General features: G+C 69.8%; 21 protein-coding genes and 3 pseudogenes. 11 read left to right on the forward strand and 13 right to left on the reverse strand.

Features of this window, described 5'->3' with window-relative positions:
• The first annotated feature begins 87 nt into the window (after positions 1 to 87).
• Positions 88 to 1,152 (forward strand): aldo/keto reductase, encoded by a 1,065-nt coding sequence (locus ACWDD7_RS02790; protein WP_450455905.1) that lies wholly within the window; start codon positions 88 to 90, stop codon positions 1,150 to 1,152.
• Between the two features lie 204 nt (positions 1,153 to 1,356).
• Here ACWDD7_RS02790 and ACWDD7_RS02795 read toward each other — a convergent pair.
• Positions 1,357 to 1,817: pseudogene (locus tag ACWDD7_RS02795) on the reverse strand (transposase family protein); the annotation flags it as partial.
• A gap of 171 nt (positions 1,818 to 1,988) precedes the next feature.
• Between ACWDD7_RS02795 and ACWDD7_RS02800 the strand changes: the two are divergent.
• From ACWDD7_RS02800 to ACWDD7_RS02810, 3 genes and pseudogenes are all read left to right on the forward strand, one after another.
• A pseudogene (locus ACWDD7_RS02800) lies at positions 1,989 to 2,843 on the forward strand (IS1380 family transposase); the annotation flags it as partial.
• 19 nt (positions 2,844 to 2,862) lie between these two features.
• A complete protein-coding gene (locus ACWDD7_RS02805; protein ID WP_450456347.1) occupies positions 2,863 to 3,111 on the forward strand; it encodes a transposase in 249 nt (82 codons plus the stop codon).
• Positions 3,108 to 3,407 (forward strand): hypothetical protein, encoded by a 300-nt coding sequence (locus tag ACWDD7_RS02810; protein ID WP_351877276.1) that lies wholly within the window; start codon positions 3,108 to 3,110, stop codon positions 3,405 to 3,407. The genes ACWDD7_RS02805 and ACWDD7_RS02810 overlap by 4 nt, the downstream gene beginning before the upstream one ends.
• 403 nt (positions 3,408 to 3,810) lie before the next feature.
• Here ACWDD7_RS02810 and ACWDD7_RS02815 read toward each other — a convergent pair whose 3' ends face one another.
• Positions 3,811 to 3,942: a hypothetical protein gene (locus ACWDD7_RS02815; RefSeq protein WP_351877280.1), complete on the reverse strand. Its 132-nt coding sequence runs from the start codon at positions 3,940 to 3,942 to the stop codon at positions 3,811 to 3,813.
• A 230-nt stretch (positions 3,943 to 4,172) separates the two neighbouring features.
• A complete protein-coding gene (locus ACWDD7_RS02820) occupies positions 4,173 to 4,496 on the reverse strand; it encodes a putative quinol monooxygenase (RefSeq protein ID WP_351877275.1) in 324 nt (107 codons plus the stop codon).
• Positions 4,497 to 4,615: 119 nt separating this feature from the next.
• Here ACWDD7_RS02820 and ACWDD7_RS02825 point away from each other — a divergent pair, with 119 nt between their 5' ends.
• Together ACWDD7_RS02825 and ACWDD7_RS02830 are read left to right on the forward strand one after the other, a co-directional pair.
• Complete coding sequence (locus ACWDD7_RS02825) at positions 4,616 to 5,044, forward strand: hypothetical protein (RefSeq protein WP_450455906.1); 429 nt, start codon at positions 4,616 to 4,618, stop codon at positions 5,042 to 5,044.
• Between the two features lie 449 nt (positions 5,045 to 5,493).
• Positions 5,494 to 6,051: an SMI1/KNR4 family protein gene (locus ACWDD7_RS02830; RefSeq protein ID WP_450455907.1), complete on the forward strand. Its 558-nt coding sequence runs from the start codon at positions 5,494 to 5,496 to the stop codon at positions 6,049 to 6,051.
• Between the two features lie 154 nt (positions 6,052 to 6,205).
• On the opposite strand, the gene ACWDD7_RS02835 is transcribed toward ACWDD7_RS02830, so the two are convergent.
• Positions 6,206 to 7,288 carry a protein kinase family protein gene (locus ACWDD7_RS02835; protein ID WP_351877274.1) on the reverse strand — a complete coding sequence of 361 codons (1,083 nt, stop codon included), beginning with the start codon at positions 7,286 to 7,288 and terminating at the stop codon, positions 6,206 to 6,208.
• Between the two features lie 271 nt (positions 7,289 to 7,559).
• Here ACWDD7_RS02835 and ACWDD7_RS02840 point away from each other — a divergent pair, with 271 nt between their 5' ends.
• The 3 genes from ACWDD7_RS02840 to ACWDD7_RS02850 are packed head-to-tail and all read left to right on the forward strand — an operon-like array spanning position 7,560 to position 8,948.
• Positions 7,560 to 7,895, forward strand: a complete 336-nt coding sequence (locus tag ACWDD7_RS02840) for an ArsR/SmtB family transcription factor (protein WP_392211699.1) — start codon at positions 7,560 to 7,562, stop codon at positions 7,893 to 7,895.
• Positions 7,892 to 8,296, forward strand: a complete 405-nt coding sequence (locus ACWDD7_RS02845) for a hypothetical protein (RefSeq protein ID WP_450455909.1) — start codon at positions 7,892 to 7,894, stop codon at positions 8,294 to 8,296. The genes ACWDD7_RS02840 and ACWDD7_RS02845 overlap by 4 nt, the downstream gene beginning before the upstream one ends.
• The gene (locus ACWDD7_RS02850; protein ID WP_392211701.1) at positions 8,280 to 8,948 is read left to right on the forward strand and encodes a class I SAM-dependent methyltransferase; all 669 of its coding nucleotides are present in this window, start codon (positions 8,280 to 8,282) and stop codon (positions 8,946 to 8,948) included. The genes ACWDD7_RS02845 and ACWDD7_RS02850 overlap by 17 nt, the downstream gene beginning before the upstream one ends.
• 114 nt (positions 8,949 to 9,062) lie before the next feature.
• Here the strand turns inward: ACWDD7_RS02850 and ACWDD7_RS02855 are convergent.
• Positions 9,063 to 9,267, reverse strand: a pseudogene (locus tag ACWDD7_RS02855) (hypothetical protein); the annotation flags it as partial.
• A gap of 294 nt (positions 9,268 to 9,561) precedes the next feature.
• Between ACWDD7_RS02855 and ACWDD7_RS02860 the strand changes: the two are divergent.
• Complete coding sequence (locus tag ACWDD7_RS02860) at positions 9,562 to 10,332, forward strand: SDR family NAD(P)-dependent oxidoreductase (RefSeq protein WP_351877270.1); 771 nt, start codon at positions 9,562 to 9,564, stop codon at positions 10,330 to 10,332.
• A 362-nt stretch (positions 10,333 to 10,694) separates the two neighbouring features.
• On the opposite strand, the gene ACWDD7_RS02865 is transcribed toward ACWDD7_RS02860, so the two are convergent.
• From ACWDD7_RS02865 to ACWDD7_RS02885, 5 genes are all read right to left on the reverse strand, one after another.
• A complete protein-coding gene (locus tag ACWDD7_RS02865; RefSeq protein WP_450455912.1) occupies positions 10,695 to 11,861 on the reverse strand; it encodes a M20 metallopeptidase family protein in 1,167 nt (388 codons plus the stop codon).
• The gene (locus tag ACWDD7_RS02870) at positions 11,858 to 13,006 is read right to left on the reverse strand and encodes an amidohydrolase family protein (RefSeq protein WP_450455914.1); all 1,149 of its coding nucleotides are present in this window, start codon (positions 13,004 to 13,006) and stop codon (positions 11,858 to 11,860) included. Before ACWDD7_RS02870 ends, ACWDD7_RS02865 begins: the two co-directional genes overlap by 4 nt.
• Entirely contained in the window at positions 12,996 to 14,291 is a 1,296-nt protein-coding gene (locus ACWDD7_RS02875; RefSeq protein WP_351877267.1) for a glutamine synthetase family protein, read from the reverse strand. The genes ACWDD7_RS02870 and ACWDD7_RS02875 overlap by 11 nt, the downstream gene beginning before the upstream one ends.
• A gap of 70 nt (positions 14,292 to 14,361) precedes the next feature.
• Positions 14,362 to 15,813 carry an APC family permease gene (locus ACWDD7_RS02880; RefSeq protein WP_351877266.1) on the reverse strand — a complete coding sequence of 484 codons (1,452 nt, stop codon included), beginning with the start codon at positions 15,811 to 15,813 and terminating at the stop codon, positions 14,362 to 14,364.
• A gap of 110 nt (positions 15,814 to 15,923) precedes the next feature.
• Positions 15,924 to 16,838, reverse strand: coding sequence for a MurR/RpiR family transcriptional regulator (locus ACWDD7_RS02885; RefSeq protein WP_351877265.1), 915 nt, complete (start codon positions 16,836 to 16,838; stop codon positions 15,924 to 15,926).
• Between the two features lie 199 nt (positions 16,839 to 17,037).
• Here ACWDD7_RS02885 and ACWDD7_RS02890 point away from each other — a divergent pair, with 199 nt between their 5' ends.
• Positions 17,038 to 17,205 carry a hypothetical protein gene (locus tag ACWDD7_RS02890; RefSeq protein ID WP_450455916.1) on the forward strand — a complete coding sequence of 56 codons (168 nt, stop codon included), beginning with the start codon at positions 17,038 to 17,040 and terminating at the stop codon, positions 17,203 to 17,205.
• Between the two features lie 16 nt (positions 17,206 to 17,221).
• Here the strand turns inward: ACWDD7_RS02890 and ACWDD7_RS02895 are convergent, their stop codons facing one another.
• The 3 genes from ACWDD7_RS02895 to ACWDD7_RS02905 all read right to left on the reverse strand — a co-directional run bounded on the left by ACWDD7_RS02895 (position 17,222) and on the right by ACWDD7_RS02905 (position 19,653).
• Positions 17,222 to 17,485, reverse strand: coding sequence for a hypothetical protein (locus ACWDD7_RS02895; protein WP_450455918.1), 264 nt, complete (start codon positions 17,483 to 17,485; stop codon positions 17,222 to 17,224).
• Between the two features lie 54 nt (positions 17,486 to 17,539).
• The gene (locus ACWDD7_RS02900) at positions 17,540 to 19,069 is read right to left on the reverse strand and encodes a helix-turn-helix domain-containing protein (protein ID WP_351877264.1); all 1,530 of its coding nucleotides are present in this window, start codon (positions 19,067 to 19,069) and stop codon (positions 17,540 to 17,542) included.
• 137 nt (positions 19,070 to 19,206) lie between these two features.
• Positions 19,207 to 19,653 carry an Lrp/AsnC family transcriptional regulator gene (locus ACWDD7_RS02905; RefSeq protein WP_450455920.1) on the reverse strand — a complete coding sequence of 149 codons (447 nt, stop codon included), beginning with the start codon at positions 19,651 to 19,653 and terminating at the stop codon, positions 19,207 to 19,209.
• Positions 19,654 to 19,911 lie beyond the last annotated feature (258 nt).

The following is a 19,911-nucleotide window of genomic DNA, read 5'->3' on the forward strand; positions in this document are numbered from 1 at the left end:
CTTCCCAGGAAGTGCCGTCCCTTACTCCCGGGCCGCCGCCGCCACAGACTCGGTCCTGGCAACGGAACACGAGCACAGGAGGACCTGATGGCACTGACCCTCGACGCCTACCGGCTGCTGGGCCGCTCGGGACTGCGGGTCTCACCGCTGGCCCTGGGTACGGCGACCTTCGGCACCGAGTGGGGCTGGGGTGCCGAGCGGGCCGAGGCCCGCAAGCTGTTCGACCACTACGTCGAGCTCGGCGGCAACCTCCTCGACACCGCCGACACCTACACCGACGGCAGCTCCGAGCGCCTGCTGGGCGACTTCGCCCGTGAGAAGCGCGAACGCCTTGTGCTGGCGACCAAGTACTCGACGCTGCGCCGCCCCGACGACCCCAACTCCGGGGGTGGTCACCGCAAGGCCCTGTTCGGCTCGGTTGAGGGTAGCCTGCGGCGGCTGGCCACCGACTACATCGACCTGCTGTACCTGCACGTCTGGGACTTCCGCACGCCGGTCGAGGAGATCCTGCGCGGCCTGGACGATCTGGTCCGGCAGGGCAAGGTGCTGTACGTGGCGATCTCCAACACCCCGGCCTGGCAGGTGTCCCGGATGCAGGCGATCGCCGACCTGCGCGGTTGGTCGCCGCTGGTCGCGCTTCAGCTCGAGTACAGCCTGATCGAACGCACCGCGGAGCGCGACCTGATCCCGATGGCCCGGGAACTGGGCCTGGGCGTGGTCCCGTACTCACCGCTGGGCGGCGGGGTGCTCAGCGGAAAGTACGGCCGGGACGACGTGGCCGCGACGGGTGACGGCACCGACGACGGCACCCGCAGGGGCCTCAACCTCGCCCTGGGCACGCTCACCGAACGCAACCTGGCCGTGGCCGGGGTCGTCCGGGATGTCGCCGCCGATCTGGGCCGCACCCCGGCCCAGATCGCGCTGGCCTGGACCCTGCGGAACCCGGGCGTGGCGACCACGCTGATCGGGGCCCGCACTCCCGCCCAGTTGGAGGAGAACCTGGGCGCCCTGGAGGTCGAGTTCACGGCCGCCCAGCTGGCCCGCCTGGACGCGGCGAGCGCGATCGAGCTCGGCCAGCCGCACGACCTGCTGGCGAGCGACCACATCCGCCGGGTGACCACGGGCGGCCTGAGGATCGAGACCCGCCGCTGACGGTCAGCCGTCAGCGGCGGGAGCCGCGGTTGGTTCACCGTCCGTGCGAGCCACGCCCGGATCGCTTCCGCCGTCGGACTCCGTCGAACCCAGTGACCTTCACCGTTCTGACGCCCCCCGGTCGGAGGCGAGTCTGGTCGGCGCCGACCGAGCTGGTTCCAACTCTCGTGACCAGGTCCAACCAGCGTGTCATGGCTCAGCCACGCGGTTGCCGGGCAGGGGCCGGCCGACCACGACGACCAGGCGGGTGTCGGCGTCGATGACGACTTGATGGTTGGTCGAGTACCGGTAGTTCTTGGACTGCTCCGCCACCGCGTGGTCCCGGGTAGAAACCAGGGTGCCGTCCACGATGAGCACGGTGTCCTTGGCGAACCGCTTGCGGGGTTGGAGCGCGAGCTTCGACCCGAGGTGGTCGATGATGCGGTCCGCTGCTGACTTGGACACCGCGAAGAGCGTGGCAAGCTGGCGCATCGTCAAGTTCGTCCGCCAGTAAGCCGCGACCAGCAGAACCCGATCCTCCAGCGGGAGGCTCCACGGCCGCCCCTCCGGAGCGCATCAGCACCCTCGCGCCGCAGTACGGTCACCAGCTTGCCGAACAGGCGAGGACTCAGCCCGGTGTACGGGGCTATCCAGGACGGCTCCGAAGCCGTGATCACACCAGCCACGCGAGATCATTTCACTCGTCACCGGGGATTCCGTTCACGGCAGTTCCAGCCTCGCGCTTTCATGAAGCTGGCTGTCCGACGGGTGGTCGGTTAAGCGAAAAGTGCCTCTGACCAGCGAGAATGTGGATTGTCGAGGTCCTTGTTCCTGCCACCGTCGGAGGCACTTCTCAGGTGAAGAAGCGTATCGGGTCCTATCCACGCGTCCGCATCGAGGGCGGTGGCCGCGGGGTGGTGTCCCAGGCCGGGGCCGTGCTGCTGGTCGAGACCGTCCGCAAGGCCGGGCTGGACCGGGCGATATCGGCTGCGCTGGCGCCGTGGCGTCGGCCGCGGGCGGTGCACGATCCGGGGAAGATCCTGCTGGACGTGGCACTCGCGGTCGCGCTGGGCGGGGACTGCCTGGCGGATGTCGGGATGTTGCGGGCCGAGCCGGCCGTGTTCGGGCCGGTGGCCTCCGACCCGACGGTCTCCCGGCTCGTCGACACCCTCGCCGCCGTCGGGCCGAGGGCCCTGGCCGCGATACGGGGCGCTCGGGCCGAAGCACGCGAGCACGTCTGGAACGTGGCCAAGAACGCGGCCCCGGACGCCGCCGGGCAGGTGACCGTGGACCTGGACGGGGTCCTCGTGCTGGCCCACTCCGAGAAGCAGGACGCCACCGCGACCTGGAAGAAGACCTTCGGACACCATCCGCTGATGGGGTTCGTCGACCACGGAACCGGTGGCAGCGGGGAGCCGGTGGCCGGCCTGCTCAGGCCGGGCAACGCGGGCAGCAACACCGCCGCCGACCACATCGCCACGGCCCAACCGGCCCTGGCCCAGTTGCCGAAGACTTACCGCAGAGGCCGGCGGACGCTGATTCGTACCGACTCCGGAGGCGGCACCCATGAGTTCGTGGCCTGGCTCGCGAAGCGCGGCCGGTGGCTGTCGTACTCGGTCGGCATGACCATCACCGAGCAGATTCACCAGGCCGTACTCAAGGTCCCCGCCCCGGCCTGGACGGCGGCGGTCGAGCCCGGCGGCGAGATCCGAGGAGTTCAAGCGGGACGCGATCGCGCTCGTTGATTCTTCGGGCAAGACGGTCACCGCCGTTGCCCGGAAACTCGGCATCAGCTCCGAGTCCCTGCGCGGCTGGTACCGCCGGGCGAAGGCGGACCGGGGCGAGGGCGAGTCCGGTGAGCTGTCCAGCGCCGAGCGTGAGGAGCTCAAGCGGCTGCGCAAGGAGGTCCGCGGACAGCAGCAGACGATCGAGATCCTGAAAAAAGCGACGGCCTTCTTCGTGAAGGAGAACGACCGGTGAGCGAGCTGTACCGGTTGATCTATGCGGAGAAGGCGACGTACCCGATCGTCCTGCTGTGCCGGGTGCTGAAGGTCGCCCGCTCCTCCTACTACGCCTGGTGCGAGGGCGAGGCCGCCCGTCGTGCCAGGCAGGCCGCCGACGACGCGCTCGCGCACGAGATCACTGTGGTGCACATCGCTTCCCGGCACACCTACGGTGTCCCGCGCGGGCCGATGTGTATTCACTGCCGCGATCGCTGTGGATCACGCAGCCGGGTTCGAGTCACGCCGAACTGCGCTGCCTGGGCCGGCGGGTGAACCGCAAGCGCGTCGCCCGCGTGATGCGTGAGCGCGACATCCGCGGCGTCACCCGGCGCAGGCGACGTTCGCTGACCGGGCCTGATGCGAAGGCGGAGCCGGCCCCGGACCTGATCGGCCGCGACTTCCATGCCGAGCGCCCCGGAACCAGGCTGGTCGGCGACATCACCTACCTGCCCACCGCCGAGGGATGGCTCTACCTCGCCTGCTGGCTGGACCTGGCCACCCGCGTTCCGGCACCGAATAGGCAAGTTGGGACTGCGGCAGAGCTGCGGACGCACCGGATCATGCTTCGACAACGCCGCCGCGGAAAGCTTCTGGGCTGGCCCATCGTTGATCGCTTGGAACAGCGTTCGGTGACCGGTTCCGGAGGCAGCCGGTGCGTGGAGTGGTCGGCCTCTCGTCAGAGCGGCTGGCCGTCGACGGGGTCGCCGGAGCCGGGCTTGAACGTCGTGCCGAGGTCGTACTGCGCGATCCCGAAAGGCCGAAAATCGGCATCGGCAAGGACCCGGCAGAGGAACTCTGAGGTGGACATGTCGTACCGATGCCATCCGCCGACGTCATTGGACCGAGCAAGGACGGGATGATCGCTCGGCCGGTCGGCATCGATTAGTCAGAAGTACTCATCGGCCCATTCGGCGGAGCCCCACTCAACCAGCCCCCTGCCACCCGGCGCGTAGATCGCAGGGCTCGACGGTGGAGGCCACACGAGAACGAGGCCGCACAGCAGGCCGTCCGTGTCGGACGGCTCTGTCGGCTCGTACGTCAGTCGATGGTCAGTTCGCCCATCGCGCCCCAGCCGTCCGCTCCCGCGATGGTGGTGCTCACGATGTCGGGGGTGCGGCGCAGCAGGGGACGCATCGCTTCGAGGCCGGCGCGGAAGTGATCGGAATTGACGTGCGCCTCGCCGGTGCCGTCCTGGAATGCCTCGACGAGGACGTAGGTGTTGGGGTCCCCCAGGCTGCGGGACCACTCGAACCACAAGTTGCCGGCTTCGGCGCGGGTGGCCTGGGTGAAGGCTTCGACGTGCTTCGGCCACTCGTCGGCGTGCTCGGGCTTCACGGGGAACTTGACGACGATAAAGATCATCCGCCGATGATAGGCCATCCCGCCCGATTTGCTGTGAGGCAGGACATTGCCTGAGCGACGGCTGACAGCGATCGCGTCCGCCTATCTGGCCGGTGAGGTCGACCCCGGTCAGGGAGGCGTTGACCAGCGCGGCAGCAATGAAGGCCAGGCCAGCCGACCGCTTCGCGAAGATGCTGCCCAGCAGCAGCAATCCGGAGATCGGCGGGGGCACCGCCGCCCTGCAACTACCCGGCCCGGACGGCTCCGCAGCCGGGCAGCTCACCGCCGCACTCGTCCAGGCGCTGCGCGAGCGTCAGGAACGAGCCCAGGCCCTGGCCGGGGCCGCACGGACCGCGGTGCTGGTGGAAGCAACCCCCGCCCTGAAGGCGCTGTCCTTCCACCCGCACCTGCTTCGCCTTCTGGCGGGGGATGCGGTCGGCGCTGTGGCCGCGTATGAGGAGCTACTGATGCGCAGCCTGCGGCTCATGGGCCCCGCCCATCCACATAACCTGAGTGTTCGGGAGAATCTTGCCCGCTGGCAGAGGAGGCTACGGGGCGGACGTTGGTGACGGGCAGGTGCCCGGGTCGGTGCCGTACAGGATCGAGTCGGGGTGTGCTTGTGCACCACTCGACGTGTGGTGTGTCGGCGGGCCGTCGAGCAGATCGGGCTCATGTTCCTCCATGACAAGTCCGTGCCCGCGGCCGTCGCGACGGGCCTGGTGACCGCTGGAGGCGGCGTCCCCGTGCCGCACGAGCTGATCGGCTGACCGGCGGCGCCGCGTCGGGTACACCCGCTGCTCCCGACCCCGCAGCCTCTCTCGGACGTCAGGCGGCGTGGAGCTCGTGGGCGGGGCTGCCGCGTCCCTCCACCCACTCCCGGCCGTCGGCAAACCGCGCCTGTCCCTACGTATCAGGCTGTAGCACGAACACGCCTGCTTCTCTGAACTTCTGTAGCCCGACAGTCCGCCCGACGGCCCTGGCCGTCGACATGCCGGTGGGCTCTGACAGCATCACGCTCATGACCGACATCGATGACCTCGTACAACGCGTTGCCATCCGGGCCGCATCGGACGGTGAGGATCTTCCCGCGCCTGTCGGAGATGCCCAGATCGCGCAGGCCGAGGAGCAACTGGGCTTCGCGCTGCATCCCCTGCTCGCGCGCCTGTATCGCGAGGTCGCTGACGGCGGCTTCGGCCCTGACTACCGACTGCTGCCGCTGCTTGGTCCAGGCTCCAGCGTCGCCGGCGAATACCTGACGCGACGTGAGGCGTCCGTTGGAGTGGAGCACCCGGAGTGGCCCGAAGGCGTCGTACCCATCCTGACCTGGGGTTGTGGTATGTACGCAGGCGTTGATTGTCTCAGCGAGGACGGTCAGGTCCTGCTCTTCGAGCCGAACCCGTACAGCGGCGGATCGTGGGATCAGTGCTGGTTCCTCGACTCCGCCGGCCTCGCAACGTGGCTGGAGACATGGCTCTCGGGGACCAGCTGGTTCGAGGAGGACGCCGTCGACAGGGACGACCTGGTCGAGCCTCAGCCATGGGACCAGGCCGCAAGCCGACTGTCCTCCGGAGGATAGCGGAACACCGAGGCCGAGGCCGAGGCCGAGCGCGGCGACGCCCGTGACCACTTCGTCTCGTCGAAGTTCAACTGCCTACTGCGGCGCCGCCTCGGTCCCCGCCACGCCACCCATCCCGAAGCATTCTGACGACGGCTTCCACCGTAGTCCGGCCTCAGGGGGGCGCCAGGACCGTGGTGGGGCGCCAGGCCCGCCTGATCTCGGCGGTCGGAAATGGCGTCCGCTTGCTCTCGGTGAGCAGACGGCGGGCGAACTCGCCGAAGATCACGGCAGCTCGGGAATGCCGGTCCATGATCGCGGCGATCTCGCGTGGGACGCCGTCGGGCAGGTGGCCGGCGATCCACTCGCGCAGGAACGCCTCGCGTTCCATACCGCCGCGCAGACCATCGGACAGATGATGGCGGAGCAGATGACTTGTGGCATGGCAGAGGTCATAGGAGAGATGGTCGGAGAGGAACTCCGCCTCCGCCGCTGACAGTTCGAAGCCGGAGCTCAAGGCAAGTCCGAAGTCCGCGAAGTACAACAGCCGACCGTCGGTCAGGACATTGGCGAAGTGGGCGTCGAAGTGGACGAGTCCGTGCGAGCTCATGAAGGCGGTCCCCCGCGAAAGGGCCTCCTCCACCCACGGGTACGGCGCCCCCTCCCCGCTCTCCGGCGCGGCGGACCGGTAGTCGTGCAGCCAGTCGGCGAGTGTCTGCGGGACGTGCTCCAGGAAGAGAACCAGGCTGGACGAAGACCGGCCGATGGCCTCCAGACGTTCGCGCACGGCTGATGAGCCCTCCCAGTGCGCGACCGCCCCGTCGATGCCCCCGAATTCATCGGCGAACCCTTCGGGCGGGGAGTCGGGCAGGACGCGCCAGTGGTACATCAGCGGAAAGCCGTCGTACTCGTTCCCGAGGACCCAGTTGGTGGTCATGACGTGCACCGCCAGTTCCCGCCAGGCCCCGAACCCCGCCGAGCCCACCCCGTAGTGGTAGAACATCGGAAGTCCGAAGAGGTTCGCCGTCGACCGCACGTTCTCCGGCCGCAACTCGGTGTCCGTCAGGGGAACCCTCTTGACGAACACCCGCGTGCCATCGATGTCCAGCTCCGCCGACCTGCCGCCGATGCCGGAACCGAACGGGGCCGCGGCGGCCACGACCTCGCTGAGCCGACGGTCACTCAGAAGGGACAGGCGCGTGCTGACGGTCCCATACGTGGCGAGCCGCGCGGCATACCGCGGGTCCGGAGGGTGCATCGACGACTCCTCGGTGCCCCGAACCAGGGCCTCGGTGATCTCGCGGACGTGATCGACCCTATCCGCCAGGGCTGCAAAAAGGGGCAGGTGCCCGAGGCCCCGCGGGCCGACAACGCCCCAAGGACCGGCACATCGACTTCCTGGGCCGCTGCCTGTTGCTTGCACGCATGCGCTGGGTGCGCGGGGTGATTCAATCGCTGCCGGTCTCCCCCCAGAAGGGAATATCCAGACAGCTAGATATATTGATGCAGTGCGGGAGGAGGCACGGAACATGACGACGGCAGGGACCATGACCAGCACTGGCGAACCGATGCCGACCGGAGAGGCACAGGTGCTCGCCACGCTGCTGCAGACGCTGGGCGACCCGACGCGGCTGCGCATCCTGACCGCGCTGGACATGGCGTGCGTGCCGGTGAGCGCGATCGTCGAGGCGACCGGCGTGCGCCAGCCCACCGTCTCCCACCACCTGCGGATCCTGCGGGATCGCGGCCTGGTGCGCGGCGAGCGGCGCGGCGGCTACGTGTTCTACTGCCTGGCCGGGGACGGGCTGCGGGCGGCGCTGGACGGACTGCGGCCGCTGGCATGGCCCTCGGACGACGCGCAATGACCGGCACGGCGATCGAGGTGTTCCGCCGGACGGGATGCGGCCGGCGCGCCGGGGCGCGGCGCTGGCCGGCTGGCCTCCGCCTGCCCTTCGTCGTCCACGAGGTGGTCGACGATCCGGTGTCCGCGCAGCGCCTGACCGGCCTCGGCGTCGCCACCCTGCCCGTCGTGCCCACCGCCGACGGCCGCGCGGCGGCCGACCCCGACCCGGCGGCACCGATCGCCGCCCTGCCGCTGCTCGCCGCCGCCCATGTCGCCCGCCGGACCGAGGGGAGGCATCCCGGCGATGGGGCCGCATTACCAGCACCGATGCCGATCTTCCCGCCAGTGGTGCTCGCCGCTGCGCACCACCCCCGCCCCTCCCCCATAGCCCATACCGGAGGCCCCGATGACGACCGGAGATGACCTGCGCGACGCGCAGCGTGCCCACTGGCAGGCTACTTTTCAGGCGAACCCCGAGATGTACGGCACCGAGCCGAGCGAGCCTGGCGCTTACGCCGCAGACCTGTTCGGCCACGCCCACGTCCGCGACGTGCTCGAACTCGGCGCCGGACAGGGCCGCGACACCCACGCGTTCCTGCGCGCCGGGATGGCCGTGACCGCCCTGGACTACTCGCCGAACGCGCTCGCCGACCTGGAGAAGGAAGCCGAGGCGGCCGGGACCGCCTCGCTGCTGACCACACTGGCCCACGACGTACGCGAGCCGATTCCGCTGCCCGACGCCAGCGTCGACGCCGTTTACAGCCACATGCTGTTCAACATGGCGCTGACGACCTTGGAACTCGAAGCCCTCAGCGCCGAGGTTCACCGCGTCCTGCGCCCCGGCGGACTGCACGTCTACACGGTGCGGCACACCGGCGACGCCCACTACGGCGCAGGCGTCAGCCATGGCGACGGCATGTTCGAAAACGGCGGGTTCATCGTCCACTTCTTCGACCAGGCACTCGTCGACCGTCTGGCGACTGGCTTCACCGCGCTCGACCAGGCCGCCTTCGAAGAAGGCGGCCTGCCTCGGCGCCTGTGGCGCGTCACGCTGCGCCGCGACGAAGCGAAGTAAGCCGCCTGGCGCAAGCTGCTCATGCGCACGGCGCTGCCCGCGGACCTACCGGCGGTCGCGGCCAAGCAACCAGCACACTGGTGGCCTGGTGACGGCCGTCGGGTGCAGCGGCAGGTGCCCATCCGAGGCCTCGTACGGGGCGCAGTCCACCGGGTCCTCGCCCAGCGAGCCGGGGTCGTGCTCGAAGTACCGCTTGCCATCGGCGTCGGGATCGGAGGCGCGAGTCGGCGGACGCAGCGCGGTCCATCAGCCCCAGCCCGGTCACGGCGGTCGAGCCGCGCGGCGTCGTCACCCGGGACGTGTACTCACCCGGCGCCCGCACCGAGGTCGACGAGCCGGCCGAGGCGGGGGACGTGATCGACCGGATCGTCGATGCTTGCCCCTCGGTCCCGGAATGACGATTTCGGCACCACTGCACCCTGTGAGGTACGGAATTAGTGGCGATCGGGCCGCCTTGACACCGATATCACCAATCTGGTCTTGTTGAAGCAGTGGTGTGCAGTGCACAGTTGGGCCCGGTGATCGGCGCGTTCAGGCCCGATCCGGCCGCGGAGAAGAAGCATGCGCTTGGGACGGCAGCGGTGAACAGGGACGGCACAGAGAGGTTGCGGCCATGACGCGCTTTCGCGATCGAGTGGCGATCGTCACGGGCGCCGGCGCCCGTGACGGCATCGGCATGGCTGTCGCCCGTGTACTGGTGGCAGAGGGCTGCCGGGTCGTGCTGGGCGCGACGTCCGAACGCGTACACCAGCGTGCGGCGGAGATCGGCGAGGCCGCCGTCGGTGTGGTGGCCGACCTGACCGTCGAGGAGGGCGCGGACGCCCTGGTCCAGGCCGCGCTGCGACGATGGGGCCGGCTGGACGTTCTGGTGAACAATGCCGGCATGACATCGGTGAGCTCGGGATGGGACGCCGAGGAGGATGTGGCCGCTCTGTCGCTGGCCGAATGGAACGCAGCGCTGGCCCGTAACCTCACTACCGCCTTCCTGATGTCCCGAGCGGTCGTTCCGGCGATGCGGACGGCCGGTTACGGCCGGATCGTCTCCGTCGGCTCCACCACCGGCACGGTCAATGCCATGCCTGGGCAGGCCACTTACACGGCGGCGAAGGCGGGACTGGTGGGACTGTCCCAGGCGCTCGCTCTGGAGGTGATCGGGGACGGCATCACCGTGAACGTCGTGGCGCCCGGCTATGTGGCGACAGGCTCCCAGTTGCCGTTCGAGGCGGAGGCCGCCGCGGCAGGCCCCCTCGGGCGCAGCGGGACGCCGGAGGAGATCGCCGCCTGCGTGTCGTTCCTGGCACACGAATCCGCTTCGTTCGTCACCGGATCGGTCCTCGTAGCTGACGGCGGTCACAACCTCCCGGAGACCTGGCCCCGGGCCTGAGAAGCAGGCTCGGGGCCAGGGATGCCCGGTAACGGCCGCCGGAGACGTCCCATCGCCCGAGAAGACGGCCCGCCGCGCGGTTGGTCGTCGAGCATGGCCGACCCGCGTCGGTCGTCGAGGGCGGCACCCGGAGGGCGCTACCTCCGCACCCGAGGGCGGTGCCACGAGCGGCGGTGCGTCCGCTGACGGTTCCTGATCCCAGGCGAGCGCGGCCCCCTGGTCGGGATCGACGCCTACGCCCACCCCGGCACCACCCTCACCGCCAGGGGTACCGCCGAGGTCGCCTTCCACCCCGACGGCCGTCCTGGCGGCCTGACCGATGCACGCCGATGCGCTGGCACCACAACTGCGGTGCCGGTTCGTCAGACCGGCAGTGCGGCGGCGAGGTAGCCCGCGAGCAGGGCCTCGGCCACGTCGCGGACCCGGTCGTCGGAAGGCAGGAAGGACGAGGAATGCAGCCGGGCCGCACCCCCGTGCGTGCCGACGAACAGCATCAACGACGGGAAACGCTCCGAGAAGTACGAGAAGTCGTCGGAGCCGGCCGACCTCAGGGAGTGCGACACCTCGAGACCGGCCTGGCGCAGCAGCGGAGTGGCCGCTGCCGCCAGCGCCACGTCGTTGTCCAGGGCAGGCTCCCCGTGCACGATCTCCACCTCGGCCTCGCAGCCCTGCGAACGCGCCACCAGAGAGGCGACCTCCGCCATCCGCGCGTGGATGGTCTCCCGGTCGGCGGTGCGCATCGCGCGCACGGTGCCGCGGGCCGTCGCGGTTCCGGGGACGACGTTGGCGGCCTCGCCGGCGCTGAGCACCGTGACGCTCAGCACGACGGAGGTCATGGGATCGATCGCCCGGCTGACCAGACTCTGCAGTGCCACGACCACGTGCGCCAGCGCGAGCACGGGGTCGCTGGTGAGGTGCGGGTACGCCGCATGTCCACCCGATCCACGCACGGTGACCGTGAACTCGTCCGAGGAGGCGTTCACGACACCAGGCGTGCAGGAAACCTCCCCGGCCGGCAGCAGGGGTTGCACATGGGCGCCGACGACGGCCCGGCACTGCTCCCGTTCCAGGACGCCTTCCTCGATGATCTCCCTGGCACCGGAGGGGTAGGTCTCCTCACGTGGTTGCAGCACCACGAGCAGTGGTCTCGGTCCGCCGACCCGGTCGACGGCGCGAGCCAGGGCGACGACGGCGGCCAGGTGTACGTCGTGCCCGCAGGCGTGCATGAGACCAGGCCGGCGGGATCTCCAGGAAACGCCGGTCTCCTCGGGGACCGCCAGGGCGTCCATCTCGCCGCGGACGGCGACAGCCGGGCCCGGTCCCCCGATGCGGACCACCGCACCGGTGTCGGCGGTCTTGGTCACGCCGTGCGGCGTGGGCAGGGCGGCCAGGACCGCGTCCCGGGTCTCAGCCTCGTCCCCGGAGGGGCACGGGTGGGCGTGCAGCCGGTGGCGCAGCTCGACGGCGGCCGGGATCTGCCGTTCCAGTTCGGCCCGCAGCAGCGCGGCCGAGTCGGTGGGGGAACTCATTCTCCACCAGCCAGACCGTAGACCCGCCGGGCATTGTCCCGTCCGATCATGCGGGCGATCCGCACCGCGTCGTCCACGCTCCAGTCACCGTCCACCACCCAGCGGGACAGCGCCCGCGACATGCCCCGCCGCCACAGCAAGGCGCCAAGATGATGCAGCTCCGGGGGTCCCCAGGCGTCGGAGGAGAAGAGAATCTTGGCGAATGGAGCGAGTTCCAGCGACTCGGCGACCACGGCGTCGGAGCGGGCGCCGGTGTAGTTGACGCCGAGACCCACGTCGAAATAGACGTGGGGGAAGACCTGGGCGAGGTAACCGGCATTGCGCTGAAACGGATAGCAGTGCAACAGCAGCAGGTCCACGCCATGGGGTTCGACGTTCTTGATGAACCGGGTGAGCAGCAGCGGATCGCAACGGTGCAACTCGACGTCCGGGTCCCCGTACCCGGCGTGCAGCTGAATCGGCAGGTTGCGGTCGACGCCGGTCCACAGGGCGAAGCGCAGCAGCACCGGGTCGGACACCCGGAACGAGTTCTCGCTCCGCGACCTGGCCAGCCATGCGCCGGCAGCGTTCGTCACCTCCTGGTCGGTGGGCCGCTCCGGGTCGAAGTCGAAGCCGTAGCGGTAGGCGACGATGCTCTTCAGCCCGACCGCGTGGGCGGTCCGCTCGGCCAGCGCTTCACGGAACCGCGTCGGCAGGTCGGCGGCGGAGACCCCGGTCCGGGCCACGTCCTCCAGGACGGTCTCCAGCCTCACCACCTCGTCCACGGGCCGGCCGGATGCAGCGGTCATTCCCTGCACATCGAGGATCTCGTCGCCCTTGTAGCCGGTCTCGAGCAGATAGTGCCCGATGCCGCCGGCGGCCAGCAGCCGGCGCGTGACCTCCACGACTCCAAGGTCGTGCCGGGCCCCCATGTAGTCCTCGGGCGAGGCGTGCGGGCTCAGGCCCAGGACCGGTGCGCACCAGCGGCGTACGGCGAGGCCGATCTGTGAGTCGAACTGGGTCATCCACGGCGGGATGGGGCGGTCGGACTCGGTGAGCATCTGCTCCAGGGAGTTCCGGTCGACCTCGTGGTGCAGAGCGCCGTGGACGTGGTGGTCCACCAGTTCGATGCCGTCGATCGCGGCGGACAGGGTGTCAGTAGACATCGGAGACCTTCCGGGTGCGGGCCGCGTCGTCGAGGCCCTCCAGCAGTGCGAGTTCGTGCCGCTTGACGGAGAGTTGCGTGGCCGGCAGGCGCGGGTCGAACCAGGATCGGACGACCTCGTCCTCCTCCAGGGCGGCGAGCGCCTCCTGAAGGGAGCCAGGAAGCGCCGGGACGTTAGCGAGGTCCGTCTCCTCGGCGTCCTCGGGCCACACCATCGGCTCCCCGTAGTCGCGGGTCAGGCCCTCCAGTCCGGCCCGGACCAAGGCGCCCAGCGCCAGCCACGGGTTGGCGGTGGCATCCGCGGCGCGGTACTCCAGGTTGAACTGCGTGGCCGGATCCGCGCCGGCGATCCTCGTGGTCGGGCAGATCCGCAGCAGCGCCTCGCGGTTGCGTTCGGCGAGAAAGACACCACCGGCGCTCCATCGGTGGGGGGCGAGCCTCAGGAAGGACACCGGGCTGGGAGCCGTCCACGCGGTGAGGGCCGCCGCGTGCCGCAGGATTCCGGCGGCGAACCGGGCGCCGCACTCGGACAGGGCCCCGGGCCGCCCGGAGTCATGGAGGACCGGGCGTCCGTCGGCGTCCCTCAGGCTCAGGTGGATGTGAACGCCGTTGCCGGCCCCCTCGGGGTCGGTCATCGGAGCGAACGTGGCTCTCAGCCCGCGACGGCGCGCCAGGTCACGCACGAGTTCGCGGAGGAGTACGGCTCGGTCGGCGGCCACCAGGGCGTCGCTGGGCCGCAGGGTGATTTCGAACTGGCCGTCGCCGAACTCCGGCAGCCAGGTCTCCGGTTCCAGCCCGGCCTGATCGAGAAGGTGGATCAGGTCCGACCCGAACGGCTCCGCATCGCGCAGTCGCTGCAACGAGAACGGGGGACCAGAAGGCAGGCCCTCCAGGGTGAACTCGTGCTCCACCGAGGCGGTGACCACGAGTCCGGTGCGCTCACGCAGTTCACGCAGTGCGTCGCGCAGGAACGTACGCGGACAGCACGGCCAGGGCTCGCCGTCCGGCGTCGTCTGGTCGGCGAGGTAGAGACGGAGGCCGGGGCGACCCCCGTCGGCGGGGATGTCCACCCGGGTCGCCGCGTCCGGGACCAGCCGCAGATCGCCCACGGAGCCGAAGACGTTGTCGGGGGCGATCGGACCGAACGACGTGATGGCAAGGTCGGCAGGGACCCATCCCGTTCCGGTCCGCAGCACGGACGGCTCGTCCGGGGAGGGCACCGCCCGGCCTCTGACCTGGCCGGCCAGGTCACAGGTGGCGACGAAGACGAGGGCACTGCTGTCCACTGGGTTCTCCTGGACTGTGGAAGGGGCGGTACGGGATGCCGTGAGGCGGGCGACGCACGTGCCGTGGGAACTAGGAGGCGGCCGCTGCGACATCGGGAACCGGGTCGGCGGTGGCCTGCGTCTCCTTGACGAGACGATCACCGATCCGCCGGGTGAGCGCCGGGGCGAGCAGCACGACGAGGCCGCCGGCCAGACACCAGGCCCCCGCTATCCAGGGGAAGTACGTGTAGGGCGCGGTCTGGCCGGTGGACTGCTTGAAGAAGACGAAGGCCAGGTAGCAGATGCCCGTGAGCGGGAGTATCAGCTCCCATCGGCGTATGCGGCCGCCGCCGGACAGGATGAAGGCGATGACCCCGCCGCCCGCGACGGCGTACACCACGAGCACGCAGAGCACTCCGAGGGTGGCGTACCAGTAGTAGATGTCGAAGGCGGCGCTGCCGACGGCGAACATCACGGCGCACAGCACCGCGGATACCGCCCCGGTGAAACGCAGCGCGGTGGTCGGAGCACCGGTGCGCGGATGGGTGTGTGCAAGGGCCTTCGGCCCGAAGCCGTCCCTGGCCAGGGCGTACACCATGCGCGCGGCCCCGGCGGAGGACGACAGCGCGGAGGCGAAGGCCGACGCGACCGCGGTGAAGGCCACGACGAGGCCGAACCAGGTTCCGATGTACTGCCCCGACAGCGTGGACAGGGCGGACTCGGACCGACCGAACGCGGTGACACCCTGCTTGTCCGTGCCGAAACCGACGGTCTGGGCGTACATGACGAGTACGTACAGGAACCCGGTGAGTATCACGCTTCCGGCCAGTGCTCTCGGGATGTTGCGCCGGGGGTTGTCCGTCTCCTCTCCGAGTGAGGCGCACGCCTCGAAGCCGGCCCAGGACAGGAAGGCGAAGACGGTGGCGGCCATGATCGTGCCGAAACCGGCGCCGTGCGGCGAGAAGGCCGACAGGTCGAGGGTCTGGTGCCGGGGGGCCGTTCCGGTGGCGGTGCGCCCCAGAATGACGAGGGTGAGCAGCAGCATCGCGAGGATGCCGACACCCTCCACGACAAGCAGCGTGCGTGCGGTCAGCCGGGTGTCGCGTGAGTTGAGGGCGGTCACACCGAAGGCGGCGACCAGTGCGGTGACGACCCAAGGGCCGGTCGAGTGGAGACCGAGCGACCGCAGGAATGCGTGCAGGAAGACGCTGGTGGCCGCGAGGGTGCAGGTGAGGAAGGAAATATAGGTACCCAGCAGGGCGAATCCACCGAAGAACCCCGCCCGCGGTCCGATCGTGATGCCGGCGAGCGCGTACACCGAGCCGGCGTGGTTGAAGTAGCGGGTGAGCCGCCAGAAGCCGTAGCCGACCAGCGCGACCCCGAGCAGGCCGAGCAGGAAGACGAGCGGCACGGCGGGCCCCACGGCGCTGGCGACCCCGGCTCCGTTGAGGCCCATGGCGAGAGTGGGGCCCATCATGCCGACGGAAAGGGCGACGGCCTCCCACAGACGTAGCTTGCGCGGGGTGCGGTGGTGATCTGCCACGAGGCGCTCCGAAGGGGACTGGGCTGCTGTGTGCATCCCGGACCCCGGTATGAAATAACTGTTCCATCATCCACGTCAACGCCCAGAGAAGACGAAACAAGCATTTCACATCAGTCGGTGGTCAAGCCCTCCGCCGCTTCGTCGGCCTCTCGCATCCGGCGGTCGGCCGCCGGGCCCAGCCGAGCGTGGACCGCGGCGACCAGCGCCTCGACCAACGCCGTGTGAGCCACGATGCTGTCCCAGGAGCCGGGGGCCTCGACCCGCGCTGTGAGCACCACGTCCGCGAACTCGGCGATCGGCGACAGCCAGGGGTCGGTGAACAAGACGATCCGGGCCCCGCGCTCATGGGCGAGCCTGGCCAGCTCCACGGTGTCGCGCTGATAGCGCCGCAGGTCGAACACCACGCACACATACTGCGGCCCCACGTCCACCAGGAATCCGGCATCGCGGTGCGGCGGCTGGGCGTACATCTCGACGCCGGGACGCATCAGCCGGAGGTGCAGCATGAAGTACTGCACCAGCGGGTGGGTGAACCGGCCGCCGAAACCGGTGATCCGCAGGGTGGGATCGCTCAGCAGAGCAGCGGCCTGCTCGAAGTCCTTCTCGGGCAGGGCCGCGAACGTCTGGTGCAGCGCGACGCGGCCCACCTCGGCGGCCGCCTCGGACAGTTCGCCGGTGTGGGACGCGTCGGTTATCACCGGCGCCAAGGTCAGCGGTGACGCCCGGCGGGCCTGTACCTCGTCCCGCAAGGCCTGCTGGAACTCCCCGTACCCGCTGAACCCCAGCCTGCTCACGAAGCGCACAACCGTCGGCGCGCTCACCCCTGCCCGTGCCGCCAGGCCGTGCGTCGACTCCAGCCCGGCCGCGGGATAACGGGCCATCAGCGCCCGTGCGATCTTTCGCTCGGCCGGGGACAGGACGCGCTGGGCGCTGCGCAGCCGATCGGCAACGGTCTCCCCGGCCCCTTTTCCGTGCTCGTGCCCCGTGGTGGAAGCCTTGCCGTCAGCATCTCGTCGCCCGCTCATGCAGTCCTTCTCCCCTGTGGACACCTGTCGTCACCGATCGTTCCACAGCGGGACGGCACCCGGCCCGGCGCCGCTGCACCGTCCGGCGGCGCGGCATCGTCTCGTCGCGTTCCGCCGCCGGCCCCGGCACCCTCCGCCGGGACATGCCACGCCAGTGGGGACGGCCGCGCCACGGACGTCGGCGCTTTGCGAGGAGGTGATGCAGGCCCGATCGCGTTCACCGACGCCCAGCGTGGAGGCCAAGGCCGCGGAGCCGACCGCGATCGGGTTCGGGCCGGTTTCGCGCACCTCCGTGCAGCGCATGCGCCTGGGCTGCCGCGAGCAGGGGCTGTGGGGCCTGGTCGACTCCCGCACCACCCACTTCTGACACAAGCACCATGTCGTCACGGACAGTAGGGGCCGTTGGGGTCGACGGCGCAGCTGACCTGCCAGTTGGTCCACTGGCCGTTGTCCCAGCGCATACGGAACCAGTAGTTGCCGTCTTTACCGGTGGCCGCGATGGTGAAGTGCGTGAGGCTGCCGCCCGGATGGTCGACTTTGACCTGGCTCTGGGCCCAGCCGAGGCCGGTCGCCAGAGCCTGTGGAGCGTGGCTCGTAGTCCGCCGCAGGCCCAAAGTCCCAGAGAAGTCCCAGACATGCCGCCGCACCCCTCCCTGGCCCGCTAAATGGCAGGTCAGACGGGGTGCGGCGGCATCGTCGTATCAAATGTCCCGGAAGATCTCGATCTGCGCCCCGATCGAGTTCAGCCGCTCCGCGAGGTCCTCGTAACCCCGGTTGATGACGTACACGTTGCGCAGCACCGACGTCCCCTCCGCCGCCATCATCGCCAGCAGGACGACGACGGCGGGGCGCAGGGCCGGGGGGCACATCATTTCGGCGGCGCGCCAGCGGGTGGGGCCTTCGACGAGGACGCGGTGGGGGTCCAGGAGTTGGAGGCGGCCGCCGAGGCGGTTGAGGTCGGTGAGGTAGATCGCCCGGTTGTCGTAGACCCAGTCGTGGATCAGGGTCTGGCCGGAGGCGACCGCGGCGATGGCGGCGAAGAACGGGACGTTGTCGATGTTCAGGCCCGGGAAGGGCATGGGATGGATCTTGTCGATCGGCGCCTCCAGCTTGGAGGGACGGACCGTGAGGTCGACCAGGCGGGTACGGCCGTTGTCCGCGAAGTACTCCGGTGAACGGTCGTGGTCGAGGCCCATCTCCTCCAGGACCGCCAGCTCGATCTCCAGGAACTCGATCGGCACGCGGCGCACGGTGAGTTCGGACTCGGTGACCACCGCCGCGGCCAGCAGGCTCATCGCCTCGACCGGGTCCTCGGAGGGGGAGTAGTCCACGTCGACGTCGATGTTGGACACGCCGTGCACGGTCAGCGTGGTGGTGCCGATGCCCTCCACCTTCACGCCCAGCGCCTCCAGGAAGAAGCACAGGTCCTGGACCATGTAGTTGGACGACGCGTTGCGGATGACGGTCACGCCGTCGTGCCGCGCCGCGGCCAGCAGCGCGTTCTCGGTCACGGTGTCGCCGCGTTCGGTCAGGACGATCGGGCGGTCCGGGCGGACCGTACGGTCCACCTGCGCGTGGTACTGGTTCTCGGTCGCCGCGATCTGGAGGCCGAACCGGCGCAGCGCGATCATGTGCGGCTCGATGGTCCGGGTGCCGAGGTCGCAGCCGCCGGCGTACGGCAGCTTGAACTGGTCCATGCGGTGCAGCAGCGGGCCCAGGAACATGATGATGGACCGGGTGCGTACGGCGGCCTCGGCGTCGATCGCCGTCATCTCCAGCTCGGCCGGCGGGACCAGCTCCAGGTCGACCCCGTCGTTGATCCAACGGGTGCGCACACCGATGGAGTTGAGCACCTCCAGCAGGCGGTACACCTCCTCGATGCGCGCGACCCGGCGCAGCACGGTGCGGCCCTTGTTCAGCAGGGACGCGCAGAGCAGGGCCACGCAGGCGTTCTTGCTCGTCTTGACGTCGATGGCACCGGACAGCCGGCGGCCGCCGACGACCCGCAGATGCATCGGGCCCGCGTAGCCGAGCGACACGATCTCGCTGTCCAGCGCCTCACCGATGCGGGCGATCATCTCAAGGCTGATGTTCTGGTTCCCGCGCTCGATGCGGTTGACCGCACTCTGGCTGGTGCCGAGCGCCTCCGCGAGCTGCGTCTGTGTCCAGCCCCGGTGTTGCCGGGCATCACGGATGAGCTTGCCGATGCGTACGAGGTAGTCGTCTGCCATGAGGTTGAGGTTATCTCAGATATGAGATGGTGCCCGTTGGGGGGTCCATTCGGGTGATGGCGCGTCAGTGACCTGCGACTCCAGGGTGGATGTGCCAGTGTGGGGCGATTTGTTCTGTATTGCCTTCCGTTACGGGTTTAGCTGCTGATGGGGCGATGGGGGAGAGGAGACGAGTACACGACGCTGGTCGTCACCGAGCCCAGGCCACCGATCCGGCCGGAAATCTCCTCCAGGTGGCGCATCGAGCGCGCGGCCACCTTGATGACGAAGCAGTCGTCGCCCGTCACGTGATGCGCCTCCAGGATCTCCGGCATCGCGCCGACCAGGTCGTGGAACGGCTTGTAGTTGCTGTTCGGGTAGCGCAGCCGTACGAACGCCATGATCGTCAGCCCCACCCGCTCCGGGTCCACGACCGCCGCGTAACCACTGATCACCCCCGCCTCCTCCAGCCGCCGCACGCGCTCCGTGACCGCGCTGGCCGACATCGAGACGGCGCGCGCGAGGTCGGCGAAGCTGGTCCGTCCGTCGCGCTGGAGGACGTCGAGAATGCGCCAGTCGATGGCGTCCAGGGATATCGCGGTCATGGAGGAGGAATAGCACGGATTCCCCGGCGGACCGGCCTCCAGCGCCGTGGATCACGCCTTCAGTGGGCCGGTTCCGGTCCGTAGATTCGAGCCCCGGGGGCGACGGTCGAGTCGCCCGCCCCCACCGCCCCGCCCCTCCCACACTCCCTCCCACACTCCCGCCCACAGCCCCGCACCCTCGCCTCGGGAAGACCCCCGCACCCTCGCCTCGGGAAGGGCCCCGCACCCTCGCCTCGGGAAGGGCCCCGCACCCTCGCC

The organism is Streptomyces sp. NPDC001056 (assembly GCF_053598955.1).